This window comes from Staphylococcus lutrae, from assembly GCF_002101335.1.
GTDB classification, from domain to species: Bacteria; Bacillota; Bacilli; order Staphylococcales; family Staphylococcaceae; genus Staphylococcus; species Staphylococcus lutrae.
This window is the reverse complement of record NZ_CP020773.1, coordinates 1,226,335-1,250,632: the sequence shown is the minus strand read 5'-3', so window position 1 is coordinate 1,250,632 and position 24,298 is coordinate 1,226,335. Positions and strand designations below refer to the sequence as shown.

The following is a 24,298-nucleotide window of genomic DNA, read 5'->3' as shown; positions in this document are numbered from 1 at the left end:
ATTGATATAGGAAACTGCACGGTTGCCATAGTTTAATTTAATAAGCGTTTTTAAAGGCTGGGGAAGCTTGAAGTGACCCCGGTCTTTTTGCGTTTTAGAAGGCACTTATGCCGAGTTAAAACGACGTGTAAGTGACAATGCGCTATGCTTAAAATTTTTATTTTATAGGAAAGCGTATTCAATCAAAATGAATGAGATTCAACGATAGACAGAATAAAAGGACAAACGCATTCTCAAGACAAAAATTTTTAAAAATAATAAATGCATAAAATTCTTTTGCGATTAAGTATTGATAAATTTTGCGTTAAACAAGATGATTAATATTACTTGATGTCAATAATATACTAGTATTTATTATTGTCAAAATGTGCTATATTTGAAATATGCAAATAAAAAATAAATTTTATTGTTGGGGTGTATTTTGGGAGTATGATGGAAATCATTCATGAGTCAGCATTCGCCTATTCTCGCTTCAGCAATTTGATTAAAACATAAGGCAATGCACGCATCTGTGGTTCATGATAAACATGATACAAACGATAGAATTGGGATGTTATTTCTATTTTACCCTTAAGCTTTTAAAGGAGTACGATTATATGTCAAAAAAAGATAGAGAATTAAATGATCGTCTAGAAAAAGAGAAAAAGCAGCAACGGTATCAAGCTGGGAAGTTGATTAAATCTGGATTAAAAGAAATGAAACTATTAAATATGATGGGATGGTCCGGTTTTTCCCACACAACAAGCAAGGTGGACGAAGATAAAAATAAAAAGCATTTTGTGAAAAGAAATGTGATTAAATTCACGACCATTACTGGTGGGGCGTTCACAGTCAATATGTTTCAAAACCATCAGGCCATGGCTGCTTCCTCAGAGTTGCCGATGACATCAGAACTCTCCGCACAAAGTGAAACGGTCGCAAACCAAAATTCAACGAAACTTACGCAAACGAGTGCGCAAGGAAACAGTGCCACATCGAGTCAAATGAGCGTTAATGCAAACAGTCAACAGAATGCCACAACACAAAGTCAACTTGCAACGACAGACAGTGCGTCAACAAAAAGCGAGGTCAACTCAACCAGTAATAAAAGCGAAACGTCAACCTCTTCCAACACACAACAGTCAACAATGAATAGTCAAAACATGACAACACCTACAACTTCAAGTGATACACATCAAAGTACAGTAAATGTTCCCAAAGATTCTCAAACCACGCCCCTTCAAAAATCAACCGCGAGTCAGTCATCAACAAATCAAACCAGTGGTCAAGCACTAACGAATCAAAACCCCAGTGTTCAGAATAACAAGACGTCATCTCCATTGAATATCACGCAACCGTTAGCCTATGCCGCCCCCGCGAATCTTGTCGCGACAACGACTGCGATTGATTCAAGTCAGCAACAACCGACATCGAAACTTAGAACTTTCAGTCGTTTAGCCGTTAATAATTTAGCAGCACAACCTTATGCCGCGTTAGCACCGTCATCAGGTCAAGCCGTTGTAAATAAGGACAATTTTTTAGATTATTTCACCATGAGTGGCTCGGCGACTTATGACAAAACGAAAGGGATTGTCACACTGACGCCAGACGCAACCAGTCAAAAGGGTGCGATTTCACTGGGGACGATTATTAATACAAATATAAGTTTCAATTTTGTCGGAAAAATTAATTTAGGTACGCGTTATGAAGGCTATAGCCCAGATGGAGTAACAGGAGGAGACGGAATCGGAATGGCGTTTTCTCCGGGCACTTTGGGACAGGTCGGTAAGGCAGGTGCGGCCCTCGGTATAGGGGGATTGAACAACGCTTTTGGTTTTAAATTAGATACGTATCATAACACGTCTCAACCTACTTCAACCGCAAGTGCCAATGCCGATCCTGCAAGTGTCGGCGGTGGAGGGGCTTTTGGTGCCTTTGTAACAACCAATTCGAGTGGTGTGGCAACGACTTATACCGATAGCACCACGACAGCAACTGCCGCAAAGTTAAAAGTACAGCCGAACGGGACATTTCAAGATTTCGTCATTGATTATAATGGTGATACAAAAGTGATGACTATCACTTATGCAGGTCAAACGTGGACGAGAAATATTTCGGATTGGATTAAGGCGAGTAATACGACTGACTTTTCGTTATCGATGACGGCATCCACAGGTGGCGCAAGAAACTTGCAACAAGTTCAAATCGGCTCGTTTACGTATACCCAGTCAGCCGTCGCGCAAGTCCACTATATCGATAGCGATACAGGTGTTGAGATTATACCGCCTAAGAAGCTTGCTGGTGATGTGGATAGTATCGCATCTGTAGATAATCAACAAAGCACGCTCTCATCAAAAGGATATCAATTTGTAAGGGTAGATAGTACGTATGCACCAGCATATAATGCGACCAATAATACAATCAAAATGACGAATGCCGTTCAAGATGTTGCCATTTATTATAAGGACGTTACAGCGCCTACATTAAATGTAGCGAATCAGACTAAAGAACTGAACAGTCCGATCACCCCTATTGCAGTGAACAGTACCGATAATGGGACAGGTACAGTGACGAACACCGTGACGGGATTGCCAACAGGTTTGACCTATGATGCGACAACGAAAATGATTACAGGAACGCCAAAACAACTTGGTAACTATACGGTATCGGTCAAAGCTGTAGACCAAGCAGGGAATACGTCAACAACCACATTTAACATTAATGTGGTGGATACGACGAGCCCAGTTATTACAGTCAATAACCAAACGAATCAAGTGTTTTCCTCCATAAATAACGTCGTCATCAGCACTACGGATAATAGTGGAGCGACCACAGATACAGTGACAGGCTTGCCACCGGGACTCACGTATAACCCTGCTACAAAAACAGTAAGTGGTACGCCAACGACAATAGGGAGTTATACCGTGACGGTTGTGTCAAAAGACGCAAGTAATAACACTGTGTCTAAGACGTTTACATGGACAATTGAAAGAAATAGTATGAGTGATTCACTTTCAAACTCAGCCAGTGTATCAACAGTGAATAGTCAAAGTGTTTCTAATAGTCAATCTTTATCGAATCAAACCAGCCAATCCCTTTCTACAGTGAAGAGTGCATCGACAAGCACGTCATTGAGTGAATCGACAAGTGCATCATTAAGTCGCTCAACAAGTATATTGAACAGTCAATCAACGAGTGATTCGTTGAGTCAATCAACTTCGTTGAGCATGTCGACAAGCTTAAGTGTATCAGCATCAGGAAGTACAAGCAGTTCTTTGAGCCAATCGACAAGCACATCATTAAGCGATTCAACGAGTGCATCTGAAAGTACATCGAAGAGTGACTCATTAAGCAAGTCCACGTCACTGAGTGAATCGACAAGTAAAAGTACGTCAATGTCGGATAGTACAAGTAACTCGTTGAGCGTTTCGACAAGCACGTCATTAAGTGACTCAACAAGCAAGTCCACGTCACTGAGTGCATCGACAAGTGAAAGTACGTCAACATCAGATAGTACGAGCAGTTCGTTGAGTCAATCGACAAGTACGTCGTTAAGCGATTCAACGAGTGTATCTGAAAGTACGTCGAAGAGTGACTCGTTGAGTAAGTCAACATCACTGAGTGTGTCGACAAACGAAAGTACATCAACATCAGATAGTACGAGCAGTTCGTTGAGTCAATCGACAAGTACGTCATTAAGCGATTCAACAAGCGAGTCTGAGAGCAAGTCAACAAGTCAATCGACGAGTGACTCGTTAAGCACCTCAACGTCATTGAGTATGTCGACAAGCGAAAGTACGTCAACATCAGATAGTACGAGCAGTTCGTTGAGCAAGTCAACAAGCACGTCGTTAAGCGATTCAACAAGCGAGTCTGAAAGTGTGTCAACAAGTCAGTCGACAAGTGATTCGTTGAGTACGTCCACATCATTGAGCATGTCAACGAGCGAAAGCACATCAACATCAGATAGTACGAGCAGTTCGTTGAGTCGATCGACAAGTACATCATTAAGCGATTCAACAAGCGAGTCTGAGAGCAAGTCAACAAGTCAATCGACGAGTGACTCGTTAAGCACCTCAACGTCATTGAGTATGTCGACAAGCGAAAGTACGTCAACATCAGATAGTACGAGCAGTTCGTTGAGTCGATCGACAAGTACATCATTAAGCGATTCAACGAGCAAATCAGAGAGTGTCTCAACAAGTCAGTCTACAAGCGACTCGTTAAGTACCTCAACGTCATTGAGTGCATCGACAAGTGAAAGTACGTCAACATCGGATAGTACGAGCAGTTCGTTGAGCAAGTCAACAAGCACGTCGTTAAGCGATTCAACAAGCGAATCTGAGAGCAAGTCAACAAGTCAGTCGACGAGTGACTCGTTAAGCACCTCAACGTCATTGAGTATGTCGACAAGCGAAAGTACGTCAACATCAGATAGTACGAGCAGTTCGTTGAGCGTCTCGACAAGCACATCATTAAGTGACTCAACAAGCAAGTCCGATAGTACGTCGACGAGTGATTCTTTAAGCACATCAACATCACTGAGTGTGTCGACAAGTGAAAGCACGTCAACATCGGATAGTACGAGCAGTTCGCTAAGCGTCTCGGCAAGTACGTCATTAAGCGATTCAACAAGTGAATCTGAGAGTGTATCAATAAGTCAATCAACAAGCGATTCATTAAGTACATCAACATCATTGAGTGCATCGACAAGTGAAAGCACGTCCACGTCCGATAGTATGAGTAGTTCGTTAAGTCAATCGACGAGTGACTCTTTAAGTACGTCAACATCAGATAGTACGAGCAGTTCGTTGAGCACATCGACAAGTACATCATTGAGTGATTCAACAAGTGAATCTGATAGTGTGTCAACAAGTCAGTCGATGAGCGATTCTTTAAGCACCTCAACGTCATTGAGTGCGTCGACAAGTGAAAGTACGTCAACATCGGATAGTACGAGCAGTTCGCTAAGCGTCTCGGCAAGTACGTCATTAAGCGATTCAACAAGTGAATCTGAGAGTGTATCAATAAGTCAATCAACAAGCGATTCATTAAGTACATCAACATCATTGAGTGCATCGACAAGTAAAAGTACGTCAACATCAGATAGCACGAGTAGTTCGTTGAGCACCTCGACAAGCACGTCATTAAGTGATTCAACAAGTGAATCTGATAGTGTGTCAACAAGTCAGTCGATGAGCGATTCTTTAAGTACGTCCACATCATTGAGTGCATCGACAAGTGAAAGCGCGTCAACATCAGATAGCGCAAGTAGCTCGCTGAGTACATCGACATCGGATAGTACAAGTAGCTCGTTGAGCACGTCAACAAGCACATCGTTAAGTGATTCAACAAGTGAATCTGAGAGCAAGTCAACAAGTCAGTCTACAAGCGACTTGTTAAGTACCTCAACGTCATTGAGTGCATCGACAAGTGAAAGCGCGTCAACATCAGATAGTGCAAGTAGCTCGCTGAGTACATCGATAAGTACATCATTAAGCGATTCAACGAGCGAGTCTGAGAGCAAGTCAACAAGTCAATCAACGAGTGATTCGTTAAGCACATCAACGTCATTGAGTACGTCGACAAGCGAAAGTACATCGACATCGGATAGTACAAGTAGCTCGTTGAGCACGTCAACAAGCACGTCGTTAAGCGATTCAACAAGTGAATCTGATAGTGTGTCAACAAGTCAATCGACGAGCGATTCGTTAAGCATATCAACGTCACTAAGTGATTCAACAAGTGAAAGTACATCAACATCAGGTAGTACGAGCAGTTCGCTGAGCGACTCAACAAGTACATCATTAAGCAAGTCAACAAGTGAGAGTACATCGACATCGGATAGTATAAGTAGCTCGCTGAGCGACTCGACAAGTACGTCAACATCAGATAGCACGAGCAGCTCGTTGAGCACATCGACAAGTACATCATTAAGTGATTCAACAAGTGATTCGTTGAGCACGTCAACAAGCACATCGTTAAGGGGTTCAACAAGTGACTCGCTAAGTACATCCACGTCACTGAGTACGTCAACAAGCGAAAGTACTTCTACATCAGGAAGTACAAGCAGTTCATTGAGTGTTTCAACGAGTATGTCAATAGATAGCATCGCGCAAGTTTCGAGTAAAAGTGATGCGACAGAGTCGTTGCCAGATACAGGCGTGAAAGCACCGACACGAAGTTTTGTGTCTGGGGTGATGGCAATGATGTTAGGTTTGTTCTTGTTTAAAAAATTAAAAAAAGATAAGCAAGTACGCGATCGTAATAATGAAGATCAATAATTAAGTTATTCAATATAGAGGCAACAGTATCGTTATTTTCTATTGCGTTTCATGCATTTTTGAAAATGATTGAATGCTTTTGCCTCTTTATCACTTATTAAAGAAGAGGATAAACATGGGTCGATGGACACGTTTAAATGATATTAAAAATATAGAATATAAAGTTTTGTATAAAAAAATATTTTTCACTTTGATGGTTCTCTTTGTTTATGTATTAGGAAGTCATTTGAAAGTGGCGCATACGAAGGGGCAGCCACTTTTTACATATCGTTTTTTCGATTTAGCCATTTCGAATGTAGGTGGAAATATTAGAACGTTAAATATTTTTTCATTAGGTTTGAGTCCATGGTTAACAGCGATGATTATTATGACGTTAATCAGTTATAGAAATTCCGACCAGAAACGTGTGCAAACGCGTGTAGAACGGCATTTTAAGGAACGTTTATTGACATTGTTAATCGCAATGGTTCAAGGGGCTTTCATATTGTATACGTATGCGAATAAGGGCGAAGTTAACCCGTCGGAAATCCCCTTTTTGTTGCTTATTTTAGTGTCAGGAGCGATGCTTTTGACTTGGCTTGCTGATCAAAATGTAGTGTATGGCATTGCAGGACCAACGCCGATGATACTTGTAGGGATGGTTCAATCGCTATTTCAAAGCCAAGCGTTGATGAGTTTCAACTTGTTGATGGTTGTGATCGTTCTTGGCATGTTTTTTATCGTACTGATTTCACTTTTATGGTTGGAACTGATTGAGTATCGTATCGTGTATAGAGATATTATGAACGTCAGCACATCTGAGAAAGACACCTATCTTTCATGGAAGCTTAATCCTGCAGGGAGTCTTTCCATTATGTTTAATTTCTCATTATTTTTCTTGTTGGGTATCATTGTCCATTTAATAGAAAAGTGGGTGACAGGACAGGATGGAGAACACATGGCATTTTTGTCGTTGAGGCATCCTATAGGGGTGTTGATTTTTATCCTTATGCTTGTGATTTTAAATTATTACTTATCAAGATTAATGTTGAATGCAGAACAGAAAGCAAAAGAGTTCCAAAAGAGTGGAAATTATTTTGAAGGGATTTATCCAGGTGATGAGACGCGAAAGTTTTTAAAACGTAAAGCCAGTCGTATTAGTGCTATCGGTGCGTTCGCCGTTGGATGCATTATCAGTTTGCCCTTAATTCTGTCAATTTTTAATGCTGATATTGCTAGAGAAGTCTCGATTTTTACGCAACTGGTGATATTTATTTATATGACGATCAATATTGTTGAGAATATTAGAACTTACTTATATTTTGACCAATATGCATCATTTTTAGATCAATATCGTTAAGGAGTAAGATATGAAGTATTTTGTTCTCGCTTTGTATGAAGATGAAAAGTGGTGGCATCATTTACCGCAACCGTTTTATTCAAAAAGTGCAACGGTGGCTTTTGATGACATCTTGAGTCTCATGTCTATGTATGAAGAAAATAATGCGCATTGTCAATTGTTGCATTTGAGCTACCACCCTCATATGAGGACGCTACTGCATCGGTTCGATTTGTATGAAGCCAATGTGTGGTCATTATTTGATGAAATTCAAGGTTTTAATGCAGGTTTATCGCGTTCGCTTCAATTTGAAGATTTAGAGTGGCCGGATGAAACGGAATTGATTTATACGCCTTATTTTATTCAAGCGATTGTCGGGCAGGCGATGTCTAAGGTTTATTTTAATCAAGACGGTTATTTAATTCGAATAGATGATTTTGAAGAAGCGCAATGTGTGCGGCGTTATATTTTTGATGATCGTGGCTATTTAAGTGCGATTCGTTACTATACAAACGGTGTAGCGGAGATTCAAGATTATTTGACTGTGACGGGTCAAGTTATTTTGAGAGAACATTTATCTTCTGGCCGTGTAGATGTCAGTGCATCATTTGAGCATTTATTTGATGCGCGTACATATGACACGATGGTGGCGTTAATCAAAGAACGTTTTCATAAATATTGTCAGCGTCATTTCAAAAAAGGAGATCAATGCATGGTGGGTTCGAATCTCTTTCATAATACGCTATTTAAGGACATTCACACAGATGTGACTGTGAGCTATTCCATTTTTAGTAAGCGCAATACGGTTGTGGACGATGCATTGTTGGATTCGATGGCGCACAGTTCCAAGTGGATTGTGGATACGCATGAAAATGAACGCGATTTAAATGCGTTATTAGCCGATCGGGAGGATGCGCCTGATATTTTGAGGATGACGCCTTTTAATACGCAGCCGTTATCAAATTTAAGCAGTCAGTTAAATGAGACGTACATTGGGTTTTGGATAGATAATTTGGAACGTCATGAGATTGAACAGGTGTTGAATCATTTGACGGCTTATTTATGGCAAAACTTATCGTACAGGTTAGTGATTTTGACGCACAAAGGTCAGGCACAAATTGAGCCATGGTTAATTCAATGGCAAGATGAAATGAATGAAATGTATCAGCAGTCACAAAGGATTGAGGATGAGGCCACGGCTGAATTGATGCGTGCAGAAGAATCAGGAAAAGGGGAAGGGTGGATTCAAATTCAATCGGTTCCTTTTGAAGATGAAGTGATGAAAGCTTTGGCACGGTTACGCATTGTTATAGACTTAGGGGCTGAGCCAGATTTATATATACAAATTGCGAGCATTAGTGTTCGTATTCCTCAAGTTCATGCGTCTCAAAGTCATTATGTGACTCACCTTGAAAACGGTTATGTGATTGAGGACTATGATGGCTTGCAAGTGGCGTTAGATTATTTTTTAAGTACGTTAAAACATTGGAACAGCGCATATACGTTCAATACAAGTAAAATTGAACAGTTGAGTTCGCGGCGTATTGTGCAACGACTTAATGAATTTTTAGAGGGTGATACGCATGGCACGTCAGTTTAGAGCGCTACAAATTGGTGGATTAGATTTGGAATTTTTATTTGCACAAAAGTCGGATGTGGTATGGGATTATTTTGATGTACAATTGTTAGATTTTGATAGCGGCTATATGGCGCAGATTACGACAGTGATTGAAGAGGAGGGAGATTTTGATTTAGTCTTTGTCCAAACCCCTTTGACAGAGCGGGTGATTGAACTACTGGAGGTACTCAGTACACCCTATAATACGATCATTGATGAGGCATATTGGGTTGATGGTGCGCCACAGGAAACGTTTTTGACGACAAAGTACGCGAGGTTGATTCAATATGAAGATGAAAAAGCACTGCATGATAAATTATTAGCGATAACATTTCCGGGGCAATATGGAGACAAGGTGAGTCCGGCTGATGTGCATATTCACTGTGATCATACAATTGAAGTGACGCATCGGGGCAATAAGGCAACATGGCTTAAAGGAGATTTTGGTGATGCATTCAAGCCGATCATCAGTTGGAAAAAAGGATTAATCTATGATGAAAATAAGGTAATCGAAGTATGGCCTGAGTTTCAAACGATAGGAGCCGTGGAGTTGGAGTATGTTTTCAGACTGGTCTCGTTGAATCCCGAAGAAGGGATATTAAAAACAATCGTGATGACGGAAGCAGATTTACAGCAACCCCTTTATTTGAAACGGCAACCGAATATGGCCTATATTGCCATATCAGTGAGAGCACGGTATGAAGGCCAGGTGCGTATTGGTGCGGTGCATAAGCGATTATCTAGAATGGAGTTCGGACAACTTTTATTAGGTGGTTCGCGTTTTGTAGATGAAAATCGTGAGGAATTTTTTTATTATTTTCATCCGGGTGATTTCCGACCGCCGCTCAATGTCTATTTTAGCGGTTATCGTGAAGCGGAAGGGTTTGAAGCGTATTTCCTCATGCATCAACTCGGTGCACCTTTTTTATTGATCAGTGATCCGCGGATTCAAGGGGGTTCATTTTACTTGGGTAGCCCCACTTATGAAAAAGGGATACAGACAGTCATTCAAAATACTTTAGCACAGTTGGGTTTCGATGATCAGGCGTGCATCTTTTCTGGACTGTCTATGGGGTCTTTTGCTGCACTGTATTATGGTGCGAAATTGAAACCGAAAGGCATCAATGTCGGCAAGCCGCTTATCAACATCGGTACAGTGGCAGACAATATGAAACTCTTACGGCCGAATGACTTTGAAACATCGTTGGATATTACTTTATCACATCAAGTGGGGACGACGTATCAGGCCAATGATATTCAACAGCTGAATCAACGCTTTTGGGAAGTTTTTAAAAATAGCGATATGCGTGAGACTTCCATAGCCGTTACTTTTATGACGCATGACGACTACGATCGAACAGCATTCGATGATTTGCTTTCGGTACTCAGCCATCAAAATGTTTATATGTTGAATAAAGCAATACCGGGCAGACACAACGATGATACGGGAACGGTCGTGACTTGGTTTATGAATTTTTACAAAATATTGTTAAAGGAGCAGTTTGGGAGAGGTTGAAATGCAAACGAATCAAAGTATGGAAGTTCTATGGCGCGTAATCAATCAAGAGACATATCGGTATGGTTCAATCATTCAGTTTCAAGACAGGCATATGTATTTTGAAAATCCGTTAATGCCGTCTGGTTTGCAAATACACAAATGGCGGATGATGACACAATATGATAAAGATCGGCATACCCCTGCATTACCGTTATTACGTAAAGGTCGGCAGTATCGTATTGACTTTGAAATGAATGCGTTTCCTAAAGGTTCGGTTTATTTTATGATTTGCTTTTATTCAAAAAATGGCAGTGCATTAGAGCAAATCATCATTCATTCACCACATCATCAATTCGAATATCCAATAGAAGCTCATCGCTATGAAATTTGTATGATGAATGCCGCATGCCAAAAATTTTATTTTAGACGCATTTTAATAACAGAGTTGGATGTGACAACGCAGGAGGACGAAGTGGACTCAACCATGACAGCTTCGGTTTCAAAGGAGCAGGTAGCCCCTCCTCCACAGCATAGTCATCATATTCAGCAAGTCAATCATATATTACAAACCACACGTGCGAATCATCGTTACGGTTCGACTGGGAGGTGAGCTGAAAAATGGCCTTCGATATCAATGCCATCATTAACCACAGGAGATTAAAGAAACTTTATAAAGTGTTAGATCAAGTCAATGCGTTGGGTGAAACAATGGCGCAATGTTCAGATGCACAGTTACAACAAAAAACACATGATTTTCAAAAGCAGTTAAGAGAAAACAAGGTGACTCTGAATACGTTGTTACCTGAAGCGTATGCGGTAGTAAGAGAAGCTTCGCGTCGTGTTTTAGGCATGTATCCTAAAGATGTACAAGTGTTAGGTGCAATCGCGATGCATCAAGGTCACATATCAGAGATGCAAACGGGTGAAGGCAAAACTTTAACTGCAACAATGCCATTATATTTAAATGCATTAACAGATAAACAAGTCTTTCTAATTACGACGAATGAATATTTAGCGAAGCGAGACTATCTAGAAATGAAACCTTTATTTCAATGGCTCGGTCTCACGACTTCTCTTGGATTTGTGGACCAGCAACAAGGTGGCATGTTGAACAAAGAAAAACGAAAGTTATACGATCATCACATCATTTATACGACGAATGGTCATTTAGGATTTGATTATTTAATCGATAACTTAGCGGATACTATAGAAAATAAATTTTTGCCTGAATTACACTATGCCATTATTGATGAAGTCGATTCTATTCTTTTAGATACTGCACAAACACCGCTTGTGATATCAGGTGCACCGCGTGTACAGTCCAACCTTTTTGATATTGTGAAAGCTTTTGTTGCGACATTAGTTGAAGATGAAGATTTTAAAATGAAGGTACATAAAAAAGAGATATGGTTAACAGAACGCGGAATCGAGAAAGCCAATCACTACTTCAATGTGTCTCATATATATGATAAGCCTTATTTTGAGCTTGTACGGATGATTCATTTATCATTACGTGCGACACACCTTTTCGAATGTAATGTCGATTATATTGTTTTAGATGGCGAAATTATGCTGATCGATCGCATTACAGGTCGAATGTTGCCGGGGACTAAGATGCAGGCGGGGCTGAATCAGGCAGTAGAAGCAAAAGAAAATTTGGCCATATCCGAAGACATGAGCGTCATGGCGACCATCACATTTCAAAATTTATTTATGCAGTTTGAGCGTTTTTCGGGTATGACAGCAACAGGGAAGCTTGCAGAAAAAGAATTTTTTGAACTCTATTCAAAAATTGTCGTTCAAATTCCGACTTCACGCCCGGTGATTCGACAAGACTATCCCGATCGAGTATTTGTAAGTGCTAAAGAGAAAAATAAAGCCATATTAGATGAGATTGCGCAACTGTATCTCCAGCAACGACCTGTGTTATTAATCACGCGAACGGCAGAAGATGCAACGTATTTCTCAGATATTTTATTTAGTCGCAACATTCCTAACAATTTACTGATTGCGCAAAATGTCGCGAGAGAGGCACAAATGATTGCGGAAGCGGGACAATTAAGTGCAGTCACTGTGGCTACAAGTATGGCAGGGAGAGGGACGGACATTAAGCTATCTGAAGAAGTCCATCGATTGGGCGGATTAACCGTTCTCGTGCATGAGCATATGGAAAATAGTCGCATTGATAAACAATTGCGAGGGCGTGCGGGGAGACAAGGGGACCCCGGGCAGTCACAAATATTTATTTCACTCGACGACTACCTTGTCACACGCTGGAGTGATACGCAACTCAAAAACAATACGAGGTTAATGGCTCAAGATCACGCATCCTTGTCTCAAAGCCGCGTTTTCAAAAACAAAGTCAAACGGTTAGTCACACGAGCACAGCGCATTTCCGAAGAGGAAGGGATGAAATCTAGGAAAATCGCAAATGAGTTTGAAAAAAGTGTAAGTGTACAGCGCCAGTTGATATATAGCGAAAGAGATCGCATTTTGCAAAATGAATCGATTGATGCACTCGACTTTGAAACATTGGCACGTGAAGTTTTCCAACATCATTTTAAAGGATGCGAAATGGTGCGTCATTACGATGTGATAAGCTACATTTATAAAAATCTGAGTTTTAGCTTTGAAGCATCGACTTTGAAACAAAAAGATTTTCATTCAACAGAATTGGTTGAATTTTTACTTGGGGAGTTTAAGAAACAATGGGCTTTTAATCGTCAAAAAATAAATGATGATACATTGTTTCAACAGTATTTGTGCAAAGCCGTTTTAAAGGCTATCGACGTTTCGTGGATAGAGCAAGTCGATGATTTGCAACAGCTTAAAAACAGTGTAAATCAACGTCAAAAAGGGCAGCGTAATGCCATTTTTGAATATCATAAAGTGGCATTAGAATCATTTAAAAAAATGGGGTGGGATGTGAAAGACCGAATCGTTAGAAATTTATGTCTCAGTATCATTGACAAAGACGACAACGGGGATCTCATCATGTATTTCCCATAAAATATGATTTGAAATTTTTGAAGATTGAGAACGTATAAAATGAATTAAATGCGGTAAAGGACGGGGCGCAATGCGTTGCACGCGTCGAAGTTTTAGAAATAAAAGCGCTGTGGAGAAATGGACAATCAGTTGTTTCTTCATAGTGCTTTTATTATTTTTGTTGTTTGGATGAGGGGGGGTAAATGATGAATGAAACAAGAATCAAGTAATTGTATAAAATTGATACCTCAAATAAAATTTTACTGAAAGGAATTTAATGATTAATATTACGAATTAAATTAGATTAAAATTTCCTTTAATAATGAAAAATTAAATACTTTTTCTAATCAACATGATATAATTAGTTGAAAGTTAAAATAGTTTCAATGAATCATTGCACGTGTGAATAATAATAAAAGTCAATATTATATATATTTCCCTATGCATCAACTTTAGAATTCAGCGAAAGTATGGAAAAGAAAGGAATTTTAAATAATGAGTAAGAGAATCACAATTTTTTCAATTTTTTTGTTGTTGCTTAATTTATTTGTCCCCTTCATGGGCAATCACAATGCGCGCGCACAAGGCAGTGATATTTCCAGTAGGAACGTGACATCATTGACGGTGTCACCGAAAACAGTAAACGACGGCAGTAACTTTAATATTCGAGTTGAGTTTGATGATAAAGCGGGGAAAATACACAATGGTGACACGATTAATGTCAGCTGGCCGACACAAGGTGAAGCTAAAATAGAAGGTTATAATCGGACAATCGATTTGACAGTAAAAGGTCAAGTCGTTGGTCAAGTGGTCATCACGACAACAGGTGCAACAATTACATTTAATGAACAAATTGAAAAGCTGAGTGACGTTTCAGGCTTTGCAGAGTTTACAGTACAGGCTCGAAATTTGACGAATACGATGCAAGAAGACGATAAAACGGCAACGATTACTGCGGGTGGTCGTAGTGATACAGTGACGATTCATAAAGGGGGATCGGGCACAGGTAGCGTGTTTTATTATAAAACGGGAGACATGTTGCCAGAGGATCCTAATCATGTACGTTGGTTTTTAAATGTTAACACGGGTAAAAATTATTCAGATCAAAATATGTTAATCAAGGATCAAATTCAAGGTGGGCAAACTTTAGATGTTGATTCATTTAATATCACTATTGATGGCGCACACAGCCATTATTTTGATGGTCCTAATGCGATTAAAGACTTCGAGAAATATATCCCAGGTTCACATATTACGGTGGATAAAGCGAACAATACAATTGAAGTATTAATTCCACAAGGCTATGTTTCAAAAAACAGCTATTCAATTCATTACAAAACAACGATAACGAATACAACACAAGCAACATTCGACAACCATTCACAAGCATGGTTTAAAGAATACGGTCAACCAGAAATCAAGGGTGAGTCCTTTAATTATTCGGTTAATAATATTAGCGCGGATGCAGGCATTACGGGTACTGTAAAAGGGGAATTAAAGATTCTCAAAAAAGACAAAGACACGAAAACGCCTATTGAAAATGTTAAATTTAAATTAGTTAAAAAGGATGGCTCGGTTGTTAAAGATAATGAGAAAGAAATTACTTTAACAACGAACGCACAAGGTATTGCAGATGTTAAAGGTTTGCCAGTAGGAGAATATATTGTGACAGAAATTGAGGCTCCAGAACCGTATCAATTCGATAAAGATCAACAATATCCATTTGAATTAAAAGACACGGATACGGTAGGTCATTTTATAGAAATAGAAAATGCTAAAAAAGTAGAGCCGACTAAAGATGTGACAGCGACGAAAGTGTGGAAGGATGCGGAGACACAACATCCAACCATCTACTTTAAACTTTATCAAAAAGGGGCTGACGGTTCAGAAACAGCTGTTGAAAGCGCTGAAATTCAATCGTTAACATCAGGGACAACAGCGGTGACATGGAAGAACCTTCCTGAACGAGATAAAAATGGTCAAGCGATTGAATATCTTGTGCATGAAGTAGACAGTGCAGGGAATAATAGCACACCTGCAGGATATACTAAAGAAGAAAAAGGATTGACTGTGACGAACACGAAGAAACCTGTTGAAAAAACAGCGGTTACAGTGAATAAAGCATGGCACGACGCGGGTAATCAAGATGGGAAACGTTCAAACCATGTGATGGTGCAGTTATACAAAACCGTCAATGGTCATGATGAAAAAGTGGGTGCGCCAGTCAGACTAGATGAGAGTCAAGGATGGACGTACACTTGGAATGATTTAGTGAAACTTGATGATAAGGATCAAGCGATTGATTATACCGTTAAAGAAGAAAGTGTTCCAGAAGGCTATCAGTCCACAGTTAAAAAAGAAAAAGAAAATACGTTTACGATTACAAATGCCTATACACCAGAAAAGACAAAAGTAGAAGGTGTTAAAGTTTGGGATGATAAAGACAATCAAGATGGCAAACGTCCTGAAAAAGTGACGGTGAACTTATTAGCTAACGGTGAAAAAGTGAAATCGACAGAAGTGAATGCTCAGTCAAATTGGCAATATGCATTTGAAGACTTACCGAAATATGCTGACGGTAAAGCCATCACTTATACTGTGACGGAAGATCACGTAGACAATTATAGTACAACGATAGAAGGTACGACGATAACGAATCATTACACACCAGGAGAAACGACAGCGACAGTGACGAAACACTGGGAAGATGACAACGACCAAGATGGTAAGCGACCAGGATCCATTGAAGCGGAACTCTACGCGGATGGTCAACCGACAGGTCAAAAGGTGACATTGAATGAGTCGAACAATTGGACGCATACGTGGACGAAATTAGCAGAAAAAAGCCAAGGTAAAACGGTTCAATATACGGTGAAAGAATTAACACAAGTCACAGGCTATCAAACGACAGAGGATCAACGTGACATCGGAAATCTCATCATAACGAATGCTTATACGCCAGAAAAGACAAAAATAGAAGGTGTTAAAGTTTGGGATGATAAAGACAATCAAGATGGCAAACGTCCTGAAAAAGTGACGGTGAACTTATTAGCTAACGGTGAAAAAGTGAAATCGACAGAAGTGAATACCAAGACGAGCTGGAAATATGCATTTGAAGACTTACCGAAATATGCCGACGGTAAGGCCATCACTTATACTGTGACGGAAGATCATGTAGAAGACTATAGTACAACGATAGAAGGTACGACGATAACGAATCATTACACACCAGGAGAAACGACAGCGACAGTGACGAAATACTGGGAAGATGACAACGACCAAGATGGTAAGCGACCAGGATCCATTGAAGTGGAACTCTACGCGGATGGTCAGGCGACAGGTCAAAAGGCGACATTGAATGAGTCGAACAATTGGACGCATACGTGGACGAAATTAGCAGAAAAAAGCCAAGGTGAAACGATTCACTATACGGTAAAAGAATTAACACAAGTTGCAGGTTATCAAACGATAGAAGATCAACGTGATATCGGAAATCTCATCATAACAAATGCCTATACACCAGAAAAGACAAAAGTAGAAGGTGTTAAAGTTTGGGATGATAAAGACAATCAAGATGGCAAACGTCCTGAAAAAGTGACGGTGAACTTATTAGCTAACGGTGAAAAAGTGAAATCAACAGAAGTGAATGCTCAGTCAAATTGGCAATATGCATTTGAAGACTTACCGAAATATGCCGACGGTAAGGCCATCACTTATACTGTGACGGAAGATCACGTAGACAATTATAGTACAACGATAGAAGGCACGACGATAACGAATCATTACACACCAGGAGAAACGACAGCGACAGTGACGAAACACTGGGAAGATGACAACGACCAAGACGGTAAGCGACCAGGATCCATTGAAGCGGAACTCTATGCGGATGGTCAACCGACAGGTCAAAAGGCGACATTGAACGAGTCGAACAATTGGACGCATACGTGGACGAAATTAGCAGAAAAAAGCCAAGGTAAAGCGGTTCAATATACGGTGAAAGAGTTAGGTGACCTAGAGGGGTATCGTGTATCAATGAATATTGAAGACTACGGTAATATGATCATTACGAATACGCGAACAGAAGTCCCTAAACCGGATGAACCAAAAACGCCAGATCAGCCAAAACCGAATAAACCAGAGTTTCCTGAGCCAGAAAAACCTACACCAAATCATCCGGCACCCAAACAACCAGAAAAGCCAAGTATGATTGGGTTTTTACCAGAAACAGGTCAAATGATTTTACAATCATGGGTGACTTGGGTATTCATTACATTCTTGTTCATTTCGGGTATGATATTGATCATCAAACGAAAAAAACGATAGCATCATCAAACATTCTATAATATTGGACAATCTCCAGTATTATAGGATGTTTTTATTTTGATCTCACTGTCATGAGTCCATATGTTTGGATAAGTGTCCGCACATCAGGTGCACCTTCGATAAAGATGTATGCTGCGTTGCCTACAACACAGTAAGAACGAATATTTGTTATTCTAATCTTACATACATATAATAAGAAGTATATCTAATGTGTTTGCATATATAATTTGATAATAAAAGTAATTTTATTTTCAACTAATGTGTTGGGAGAGGAGTGAAGTGTGTTTAAATGTGCGGACATGTTAGGGTGAAGTGGTTGTTACTGTTTTTGACTGAGAGGATAAGCCGTGTATGTTGAGTGGGTGCGCAGTGTGCCGTCAAAGTGAGGGGAGACTGCTGGGTGCCTTGTTGTGACGCTGAGGATTCGAGAGAAGCAGTATGAATATACGATAAAAAGAAAGAAGTGTATCAAATGAAAAAAATTGATTTACATTCTCATTATTTTTCACCAGGGTTTATTCGATATCTCGATATGTATTTTGATGGCAAAGGTGCAGGCGTGGCGACGCCTTCGTTTTCGATTGAGGCATATCTAACATTTATGGACGAAATGCAAATTGATTATGGGGTGTTATCGATTGCAGGTCCACACCATAGTGCCGCACCAGACGATGTGATGATAGATTTGACGGAAGATGTGAATGCCTACGGTTCAAAATTGGCCACACAGTACCCCGATAAAATTGGTTTCTTTGCTTCTGTTCCACTCCCGCTTGTTGATGAGAGTGTGCATGCCATTGAACGGGCACTTGATGTACACGGAGCGATAGGTTTTACTTTACCTACGCATGCACGTGGTATTTATTTAGGAGACCCTCGATTAGACCCAATTTTTGAAGCGTTGAATGCACGCCATGCCATAGTGGCCATTCATCCGAATGAACCGCAACCGATCAATGCCTCGATTAAAACAAAAGTATTTACGCCGCTCATGGAATTTTTCTTTGATACGACAAGGGCAGTCATTTTTATGAATCAAAACCGGACATTTAGTAAGTTTCCTAATATTAAATGGATCGTACCGCACAGTGGCGCATTATTACCTGTCATTGCACAGCGTATACAAATGGGGAATGCGATTTTTGAGTATGAAGAACAACCGGATGATATTGCACAAACAATGAAACATTTATACTTTGATGTTGCAGGAAAAGTATTGCCACACCAACTTCCTACGTTACTTACAATGGTAGACGAAAACAAAATCGTTTACGGTTCAGACACACCTTACACGATTAATCCTGTTGTGAAATCATTGACAGAAGAACTGGTGAACACTGAGTTATTGACCGATATACAGAAAAATAAGATGTTGTATCAAAATGCTAAAAATCTATTGCACACAGCACATGGATAAGTCATTCGTATAACGGGTGTGGTCAGTAGATTTTGATTTCTATCAAAATCTGCGTATTTCACCTTTCCAAATATAAAAAGCCGAGTTTTGTCTCGGCTTTTTATATTTGGAATCAGATGTACAGATCAAATAATTGCCTTTTGATGATTGTATCTCAGGTGAGTCGTATTCGCTTGCAGTCGGGTATTGAAGGCGTCTCCACCTCTGCAGTTTTAATGAAAAATTGGAAAGTTGTAGAGCACGGTCAACTAATTTTGTTTAATATATTCTATAAATGTGCCCATAGATTCAGTGATGGTCTTATTCTGAAGTGTGGCGATCCCAATAGGAAAATAATTTTTTTTGTCCGCTAGGGGAACCCATACAATATCCTCTATATTGCAATAAGATTCGTAAGCCCATGGCAAAAGAGTAACAGCATTAAGTTCATGAATACTATGGATTAAAACTTCCCAATCGTTATGTGTGAAAATGATATTCAGATTCAGCTTTTGTTCTGCATTTCTTTCTTGAATCAATTTTCCAATCATAAAATTTTCATTTAATGCTGCGATATCCATATTGGCTAGATCTTTAAATGAAATTGTAGAGCGTTGGGCAAGGGGATGATTTTTAGGCATGGCCACTGCGACATCATAGCCACTCGTTGTCGTATTTAACGCTTGCATTTCAATATTTGAATCGATAATTGGGAAAGAGACAAGGCCTACATCAATTTGACCTTCTAATAATTTTTCTTGCAACCTTCTTGAGCCATCTTGGGTTAAATAGAGTTCGACACTTGCGTGACTCGCTATAAATTTTGAGATTTGGCGCATAAACTGTAAAGCGAATAATGATGTTAAGCCTACTTTGAGAATTTCCGATTGATTATGAACTTTCCGCTGAAGTTCATCGCAAAATGCATCAAATTGATTAACAATCTCCTTGCTTCTCTCATAAATAAATTGACCGATTTCTGTAAGTTCGAATACTTTATGATGGTGGATAAACAGTTTGGCACCGATTTCTGATTCTAATTTGCGTAAACTTTGTGAAAGCGTCGGTTGAGAAACAAATAACATATTCGCTGCTTTGGACACATTCTTATTTTCCGCCACGCAAATGAAATATTTCAATTGTTTAATATCCATTTTTCTTCCCCCCACCGTAAAAGATAGTGCAATATCTTTATTATAAACCAAAAAGGATAATTGAATTTAAAAAAATTACTTTTGTAATAAAAATGTCAGAACTTTCTGTTGTTTTTCTGTAGGACTCATTAAAATTCCCAAAATATATGGCGGTTTTCTATGAGTTATGCAACACTTTTTTAAAAATGTAGATTTACTTGCGAAAAAAGCTGTTGTTTTACAACTATAAATTTTATCAATAGCTATATAAGAAAAAACAGTTGTACAGATCGTGGTATTAAAATTATACTTTAACGTGAGAAAACGCTTACATAAAGGAGGAAATATAATGAGTAATAAATTAAGTGAAGTAAATTTTCATGAAATTAAAGCGTCTTACAATGATTCATTCGAGATGATTCAAGTGTTAAACCACGAAGGAAAAGTGGTTGATAAGGAAGCGATGAAGACAATCAGTGATGAAGAATTGGTACAACTGATGAAAGACATCGTATGGGGGCGTACGCTTGATGAAAGAACGATTTTATTAAATAGACAAGGGGCGTTAGGGAACTACGCAACAGCAGGGGGACAAGAAGCTTCTCAACTTGCGTCTATCGCTGCGATCACTAAGGAAGACTTCTTTGTTCCGACATACCGTGATTTAGGTGTTTTAATTAAACATGGTTTACCGATGTACCAAGCCTTTTTATGGTACAAAGGGCACGTTGTAGGGAACCAATACGCAGAAGATTTTAATGCCTATATTCCTCAAGTTATGGTAGGGGGAACTTTACCTCCAGCTGCCGGTGTTGCAATCGGTAAAGCCTTTAACGATTCAAAAAATGTCGTCCTTACATTCTGTGGTGATGGTGCAACGAGTCAAGGTGACTTTTATGAAGGGTTGAACTTTGCGGGTGTGTATAAAGCACCGTTGATTACTGTTATCCAAAACAATGGTTATGGTATTTCTGTTCCTACAGTACGACAATCAGCGACGAAATCATTAGCACAAAAAGGGATTGGTGTTGGTGTGGCTTCAATTTCTGTAGACGGTATGGACCCTGTTGCGATGTACTTAGCCGTTAAAAAAGCACGTGAATATACGGTTGAAGGTAACGGCCCAGTGTTAATCGAAGCACTGACTTATCGATTCGGTCCACATACAATGAGTGATGATCCAAAACGTTATAGAAGTGACGAAGAAGTAGAAGAGTGGAGAAAGAAAGATCCATTAACACGCTTGAGAATCTACTTAACTGAAAAAGGATTATGGTCACAAGAACAAGAAGACGAAGTTTATGAAGCATGTAAACAAGAAGTTAAAGATGCAATGGCAGAAATGGCGAAAGTACCGCCACAAAAAGTAAGCACATTCTTAAAAAATATGTATGAAGTACCACCACAAAACGTAAAAGAACAAATTGAGTACTACGAAAGAAAGGAGCAATAAGAATATGAGTGTAAAAACTTTAGCACAAGCGATTACAGACGGATTAGATGAAGTTTTGAAAAAAGATGAGAAAACATTAATATTTGGTGAAGATATTGGTTTGAATGGAGGCGTATTCCGTGTAACAGATGGCCTTCAAGACAAACATGGTGAAGCGCGTGTGTTTGATACACCGCTTGCAGAATCGGCAATATTAGGGATTTGTGTTGGTTTAGTCAGTGAAGGTTTTAGACCAATCCCAGAAATTCAATTCTCTGGCTTTATATTAGAAGCGATGGATGCGCTTGTGGCACAAATTTCACGTGTCCGTTATCGCTATGGCAATACGAAAAGTGCTCCAATTACGATTCGTGCACCATATGGGGGTGGCGTTCATACACCTGAATTGCACTCAGACAGCTTAGAAGGCATTATGGCACAAGTTCCAGGACTTAGAGTGGTTGTTCCGACAACAGCTTATGATGCAAAAGGGTTACTAATTAGTTCAGTGGAATCTAATGACCCAGTTATTTTCCTTGAGCACTTAAGACTTTATAGAACAGTTAAAGATGAAGTGCCGGATGGTTACTACACGGTTCCTCTTGATAAAGCAGCAGTAAGAAAAGAAGGAACAGATGTAACGATTGTAAGTTACGGCCTCATGGCGACACTTGCTGAAAAAGCAGCTAAAAAATTAGAACAAGAAGGCATTAGTGCAGAAGTAATTGATTTAAGAACTGTGGCACCATTTGATATGGAAACGATTACTGCTTCAATCAAAAAGACGCATCGTGTCGTAGTGGTTCAAGAAGCACAACGTATTGCAGGTATTGCGGGTCAACTTATTTCAGAGATCAATGAACGTTCATTCATGGATTTAGATGCACCTGCAATGAGAGTGACAGGACCAGATACAGTATTCCCATTCGGCGCGGCTGAAAGTGTATGGTTACCTGGTGAGAAAGACATTATCGAAAAAGTAAAAGAAGTCGTGGCGTATTAATAAGGAGGGAATTAAATGTACACATATATCATGCCAGATGCAGGTGAAGGCACACACGAAAGTGAGATTTTAAAATGGTTTGTTGCAGAAGGAGATAGCGTTACTGAAGACCAACCTTTGTTGGAGATTCAAAGTGATAAAGCAGTTGTTGAGCTCCCGAGTCCAGTGAGTGGTACGATTAAAAAACTTTATGTTCCAGAAGGTGAAATGGCAATTGTAGGAAATCCTATTGCGGACATTGATACAGGTGATGGAGAATCAAGCAGTCAAGCAGAAGCACCAGCTGCTGAGGCAACAGAAGCAACAGAAACAGCTGATGAAAAAGTTGCACAAGAAACAACTGAAGCGGCAGCTGTATCAGTGGCGTCGGATGCGGATGATGTTCGTCATTTAGCGATTCCTAGAGTGAGAATTTATGCACGTAAACATCAAGTCGACCTTCGTCAAGTGAAAGGGACAGGCAACCACGGAAAAATCACGATTGAAGATATTGATGCTTATATCAATGGTGGTGGTCAATCAAACGAATCACAACCAACTGCAGCACAAGAACAATCAGCGGCAAGCGAAAAAGTAGAAGCACCAAAAGCGGCACAACCAGTGATCAGTTCTGAAGGCGACAGAGTGGAGAAAATGACACCTTTGAGAAAAATTATTGCCAAAGCAATGGTGGACAGCAAACATACGTCTCCACATGTTACTGTATTCGATCAAGTAGAGGTTTCTGCGCTTGTTGATCATAGAAATAGAATGAAGGGCATTGCAAAAGACAAAAACATTAAATTAACTTACACAGCATATTTTGTGAAAGCTATTGTCGCAACATTAAAACGTTTCCCTGAACTCAACGCGTCGATTAATATGGATAAAGGGGAAGTCTTGTATCACAATTACTTTAATGTTGGTGTTGCAACAAACACAGATAACGGATTATTTGTTCCAGTTGTGACGGATGCCGATCGTTTAAGTTTATTTGAAATTGCTGAAAAAGTAACAGTACTTTCAGAAAAAGCGCAAAGTGGTCAATTAAGCGGTGCCGACATGGGCTCTGGTTCGATGACATTGACAAACGTTGGTGGTGCTGCAACAGGCGGTGTATGGTCTACGCCAATTATCAACCAACCTGAGATTGCGATTTTAGGTGTGGGACGTATTGAAGAAATGTTTGTTCCTGATGAAAATAGACAACCGGTATTGAAACCGATATTAAAATTATCATTTGCATTCGATCATCGTGCAATAGATGGTGTGTTAGCACAACAAGCAATCAACACATTGAAAATGTACTTAAATAATCCAGATTTGTTATTGGCGGAAGGATGATAA

12 protein-coding genes are annotated in these 24,298 nt (G+C 39.6%); 11 read left to right on the top strand and 1 reads right to left on the bottom strand.

What is annotated here, in order from left to right:
- Positions 1 to 596: 596 nt before the first annotated feature.
- The 8 genes from B5P37_RS05710 to B5P37_RS05675 all read left to right on the top strand — a co-directional run bounded on the left by B5P37_RS05710 (position 597) and on the right by B5P37_RS05675 (position 19,425).
- Positions 597 to 6,263: a lectin-like domain-containing protein gene (locus tag B5P37_RS05710; RefSeq protein ID WP_085237328.1), complete on the top strand. Its 5,667-nt coding sequence runs from the start codon at positions 597 to 599 to the stop codon at positions 6,261 to 6,263.
- A gap of 115 nt (positions 6,264 to 6,378) precedes the next feature.
- Positions 6,379 to 7,602 carry an accessory Sec system protein translocase subunit SecY2 gene (secY2, locus tag B5P37_RS05705; RefSeq protein ID WP_085237327.1) on the top strand — a complete coding sequence of 408 codons (1,224 nt, stop codon included), beginning with the start codon at positions 6,379 to 6,381 and terminating at the stop codon, positions 7,600 to 7,602.
- A gap of 10 nt (positions 7,603 to 7,612) precedes the next feature.
- Entirely contained in the window at positions 7,613 to 9,181 is a 1,569-nt protein-coding gene (gene asp1, locus B5P37_RS05700) for an accessory Sec system protein Asp1 (protein ID WP_085237326.1), read from the top strand.
- Positions 9,165 to 10,715: an accessory Sec system protein Asp2 gene (gene asp2, locus B5P37_RS05695; RefSeq protein WP_085237325.1), complete on the top strand. Its 1,551-nt coding sequence runs from the start codon at positions 9,165 to 9,167 to the stop codon at positions 10,713 to 10,715. The genes asp1 and asp2 overlap by 17 nt, the downstream gene beginning before the upstream one ends.
- Position 10,716: 1 nt before the next feature.
- Positions 10,717 to 11,307, top strand: a complete 591-nt coding sequence (asp3, locus tag B5P37_RS05690; RefSeq protein WP_085237324.1) for an accessory Sec system protein Asp3 — start codon at positions 10,717 to 10,719, stop codon at positions 11,305 to 11,307.
- Positions 11,308 to 11,315: 8 nt separating this feature from the next.
- The gene (gene secA2, locus B5P37_RS05685) at positions 11,316 to 13,706 is read left to right on the top strand and encodes an accessory Sec system translocase SecA2 (protein ID WP_085237323.1); all 2,391 of its coding nucleotides are present in this window, start codon (positions 11,316 to 11,318) and stop codon (positions 13,704 to 13,706) included.
- A gap of 537 nt (positions 13,707 to 14,243) precedes the next feature.
- On the top strand, positions 14,244 to 18,008 hold the full coding sequence (locus B5P37_RS05680) for a Cna B-type domain-containing protein (RefSeq protein ID WP_169710784.1): 3,765 nt from the start codon (positions 14,244 to 14,246) through the stop codon (positions 18,006 to 18,008).
- 472 nt (positions 18,009 to 18,480) lie between these two features.
- Complete coding sequence (locus B5P37_RS05675) at positions 18,481 to 19,425, top strand: amidohydrolase family protein (RefSeq protein ID WP_085237321.1); 945 nt, start codon at positions 18,481 to 18,483, stop codon at positions 19,423 to 19,425.
- A 248-nt stretch (positions 19,426 to 19,673) separates the two neighbouring features.
- Here B5P37_RS05675 and B5P37_RS05670 read toward each other — a convergent pair whose 3' ends face one another.
- Complete coding sequence (locus tag B5P37_RS05670) at positions 19,674 to 20,558, bottom strand: LysR family transcriptional regulator (protein WP_085237320.1); 885 nt, start codon at positions 20,556 to 20,558, stop codon at positions 19,674 to 19,676.
- Positions 20,559 to 20,886: 328 nt separating this feature from the next.
- Here B5P37_RS05670 and pdhA point away from each other — a divergent pair, with 328 nt between their 5' ends.
- The 3 genes from pdhA to B5P37_RS05655 are packed head-to-tail and all read left to right on the top strand — an operon-like array spanning position 20,887 to position 24,295.
- Positions 20,887 to 21,990, top strand: coding sequence for a pyruvate dehydrogenase (acetyl-transferring) E1 component subunit alpha (gene pdhA / locus B5P37_RS05665; RefSeq protein WP_085237319.1), 1,104 nt, complete (start codon positions 20,887 to 20,889; stop codon positions 21,988 to 21,990).
- Positions 21,991 to 21,994: 4 nt separating this feature from the next.
- On the top strand, positions 21,995 to 22,972 hold the full coding sequence (locus B5P37_RS05660; RefSeq protein ID WP_085237318.1) for an alpha-ketoacid dehydrogenase subunit beta: 978 nt from the start codon (positions 21,995 to 21,997) through the stop codon (positions 22,970 to 22,972).
- A gap of 15 nt (positions 22,973 to 22,987) precedes the next feature.
- Positions 22,988 to 24,295 carry a dihydrolipoamide acetyltransferase family protein gene (locus B5P37_RS05655; RefSeq protein WP_085237317.1) on the top strand — a complete coding sequence of 436 codons (1,308 nt, stop codon included), beginning with the start codon at positions 22,988 to 22,990 and terminating at the stop codon, positions 24,293 to 24,295.
- Positions 24,296 to 24,298 lie beyond the last annotated feature (3 nt).

Excerpts from the sequence above, each read along its gene's own strand:
- B5P37_RS05710 (WP_085237328.1), top strand. The coding sequence starts at position 597 with ATGTCAAAAAAAGATAGAGAATTAAATGATCGTCTAGAAAAAGAGAAA.
- secY2 (WP_085237327.1), top strand. The coding sequence starts at position 6,379 with ATGGGTCGATGGACACGTTTAAATGATATTAAAAATATAGAATATAAA.
- asp1 (WP_085237326.1), top strand. The coding sequence starts at position 7,613 with ATGAAGTATTTTGTTCTCGCTTTGTATGAAGATGAAAAGTGGTGGCAT.
- asp2 (WP_085237325.1), top strand. The coding sequence starts at position 9,165 with ATGGCACGTCAGTTTAGAGCGCTACAAATTGGTGGATTAGATTTGGAA.
- asp3 (WP_085237324.1), top strand. The coding sequence starts at position 10,717 with ATGCAAACGAATCAAAGTATGGAAGTTCTATGGCGCGTAATCAATCAA.
- secA2 (WP_085237323.1), top strand. The coding sequence starts at position 11,316 with ATGGCCTTCGATATCAATGCCATCATTAACCACAGGAGATTAAAGAAA.
- B5P37_RS05680 (WP_169710784.1), top strand. The coding sequence starts at position 14,244 with ATGGGCAATCACAATGCGCGCGCACAAGGCAGTGATATTTCCAGTAGG.
- B5P37_RS05675 (WP_085237321.1), top strand. The coding sequence starts at position 18,481 with ATGAAAAAAATTGATTTACATTCTCATTATTTTTCACCAGGGTTTATT.
- B5P37_RS05670 (WP_085237320.1), bottom strand. The coding sequence starts at position 20,558 with ATGGATATTAAACAATTGAAATATTTCATTTGCGTGGCGGAAAATAAG.
- pdhA (WP_085237319.1), top strand. The coding sequence starts at position 20,887 with ATGAGTAATAAATTAAGTGAAGTAAATTTTCATGAAATTAAAGCGTCT.
- B5P37_RS05660 (WP_085237318.1), top strand. The coding sequence starts at position 21,995 with ATGAGTGTAAAAACTTTAGCACAAGCGATTACAGACGGATTAGATGAA.
- B5P37_RS05655 (WP_085237317.1), top strand. The coding sequence starts at position 22,988 with ATGTACACATATATCATGCCAGATGCAGGTGAAGGCACACACGAAAGT.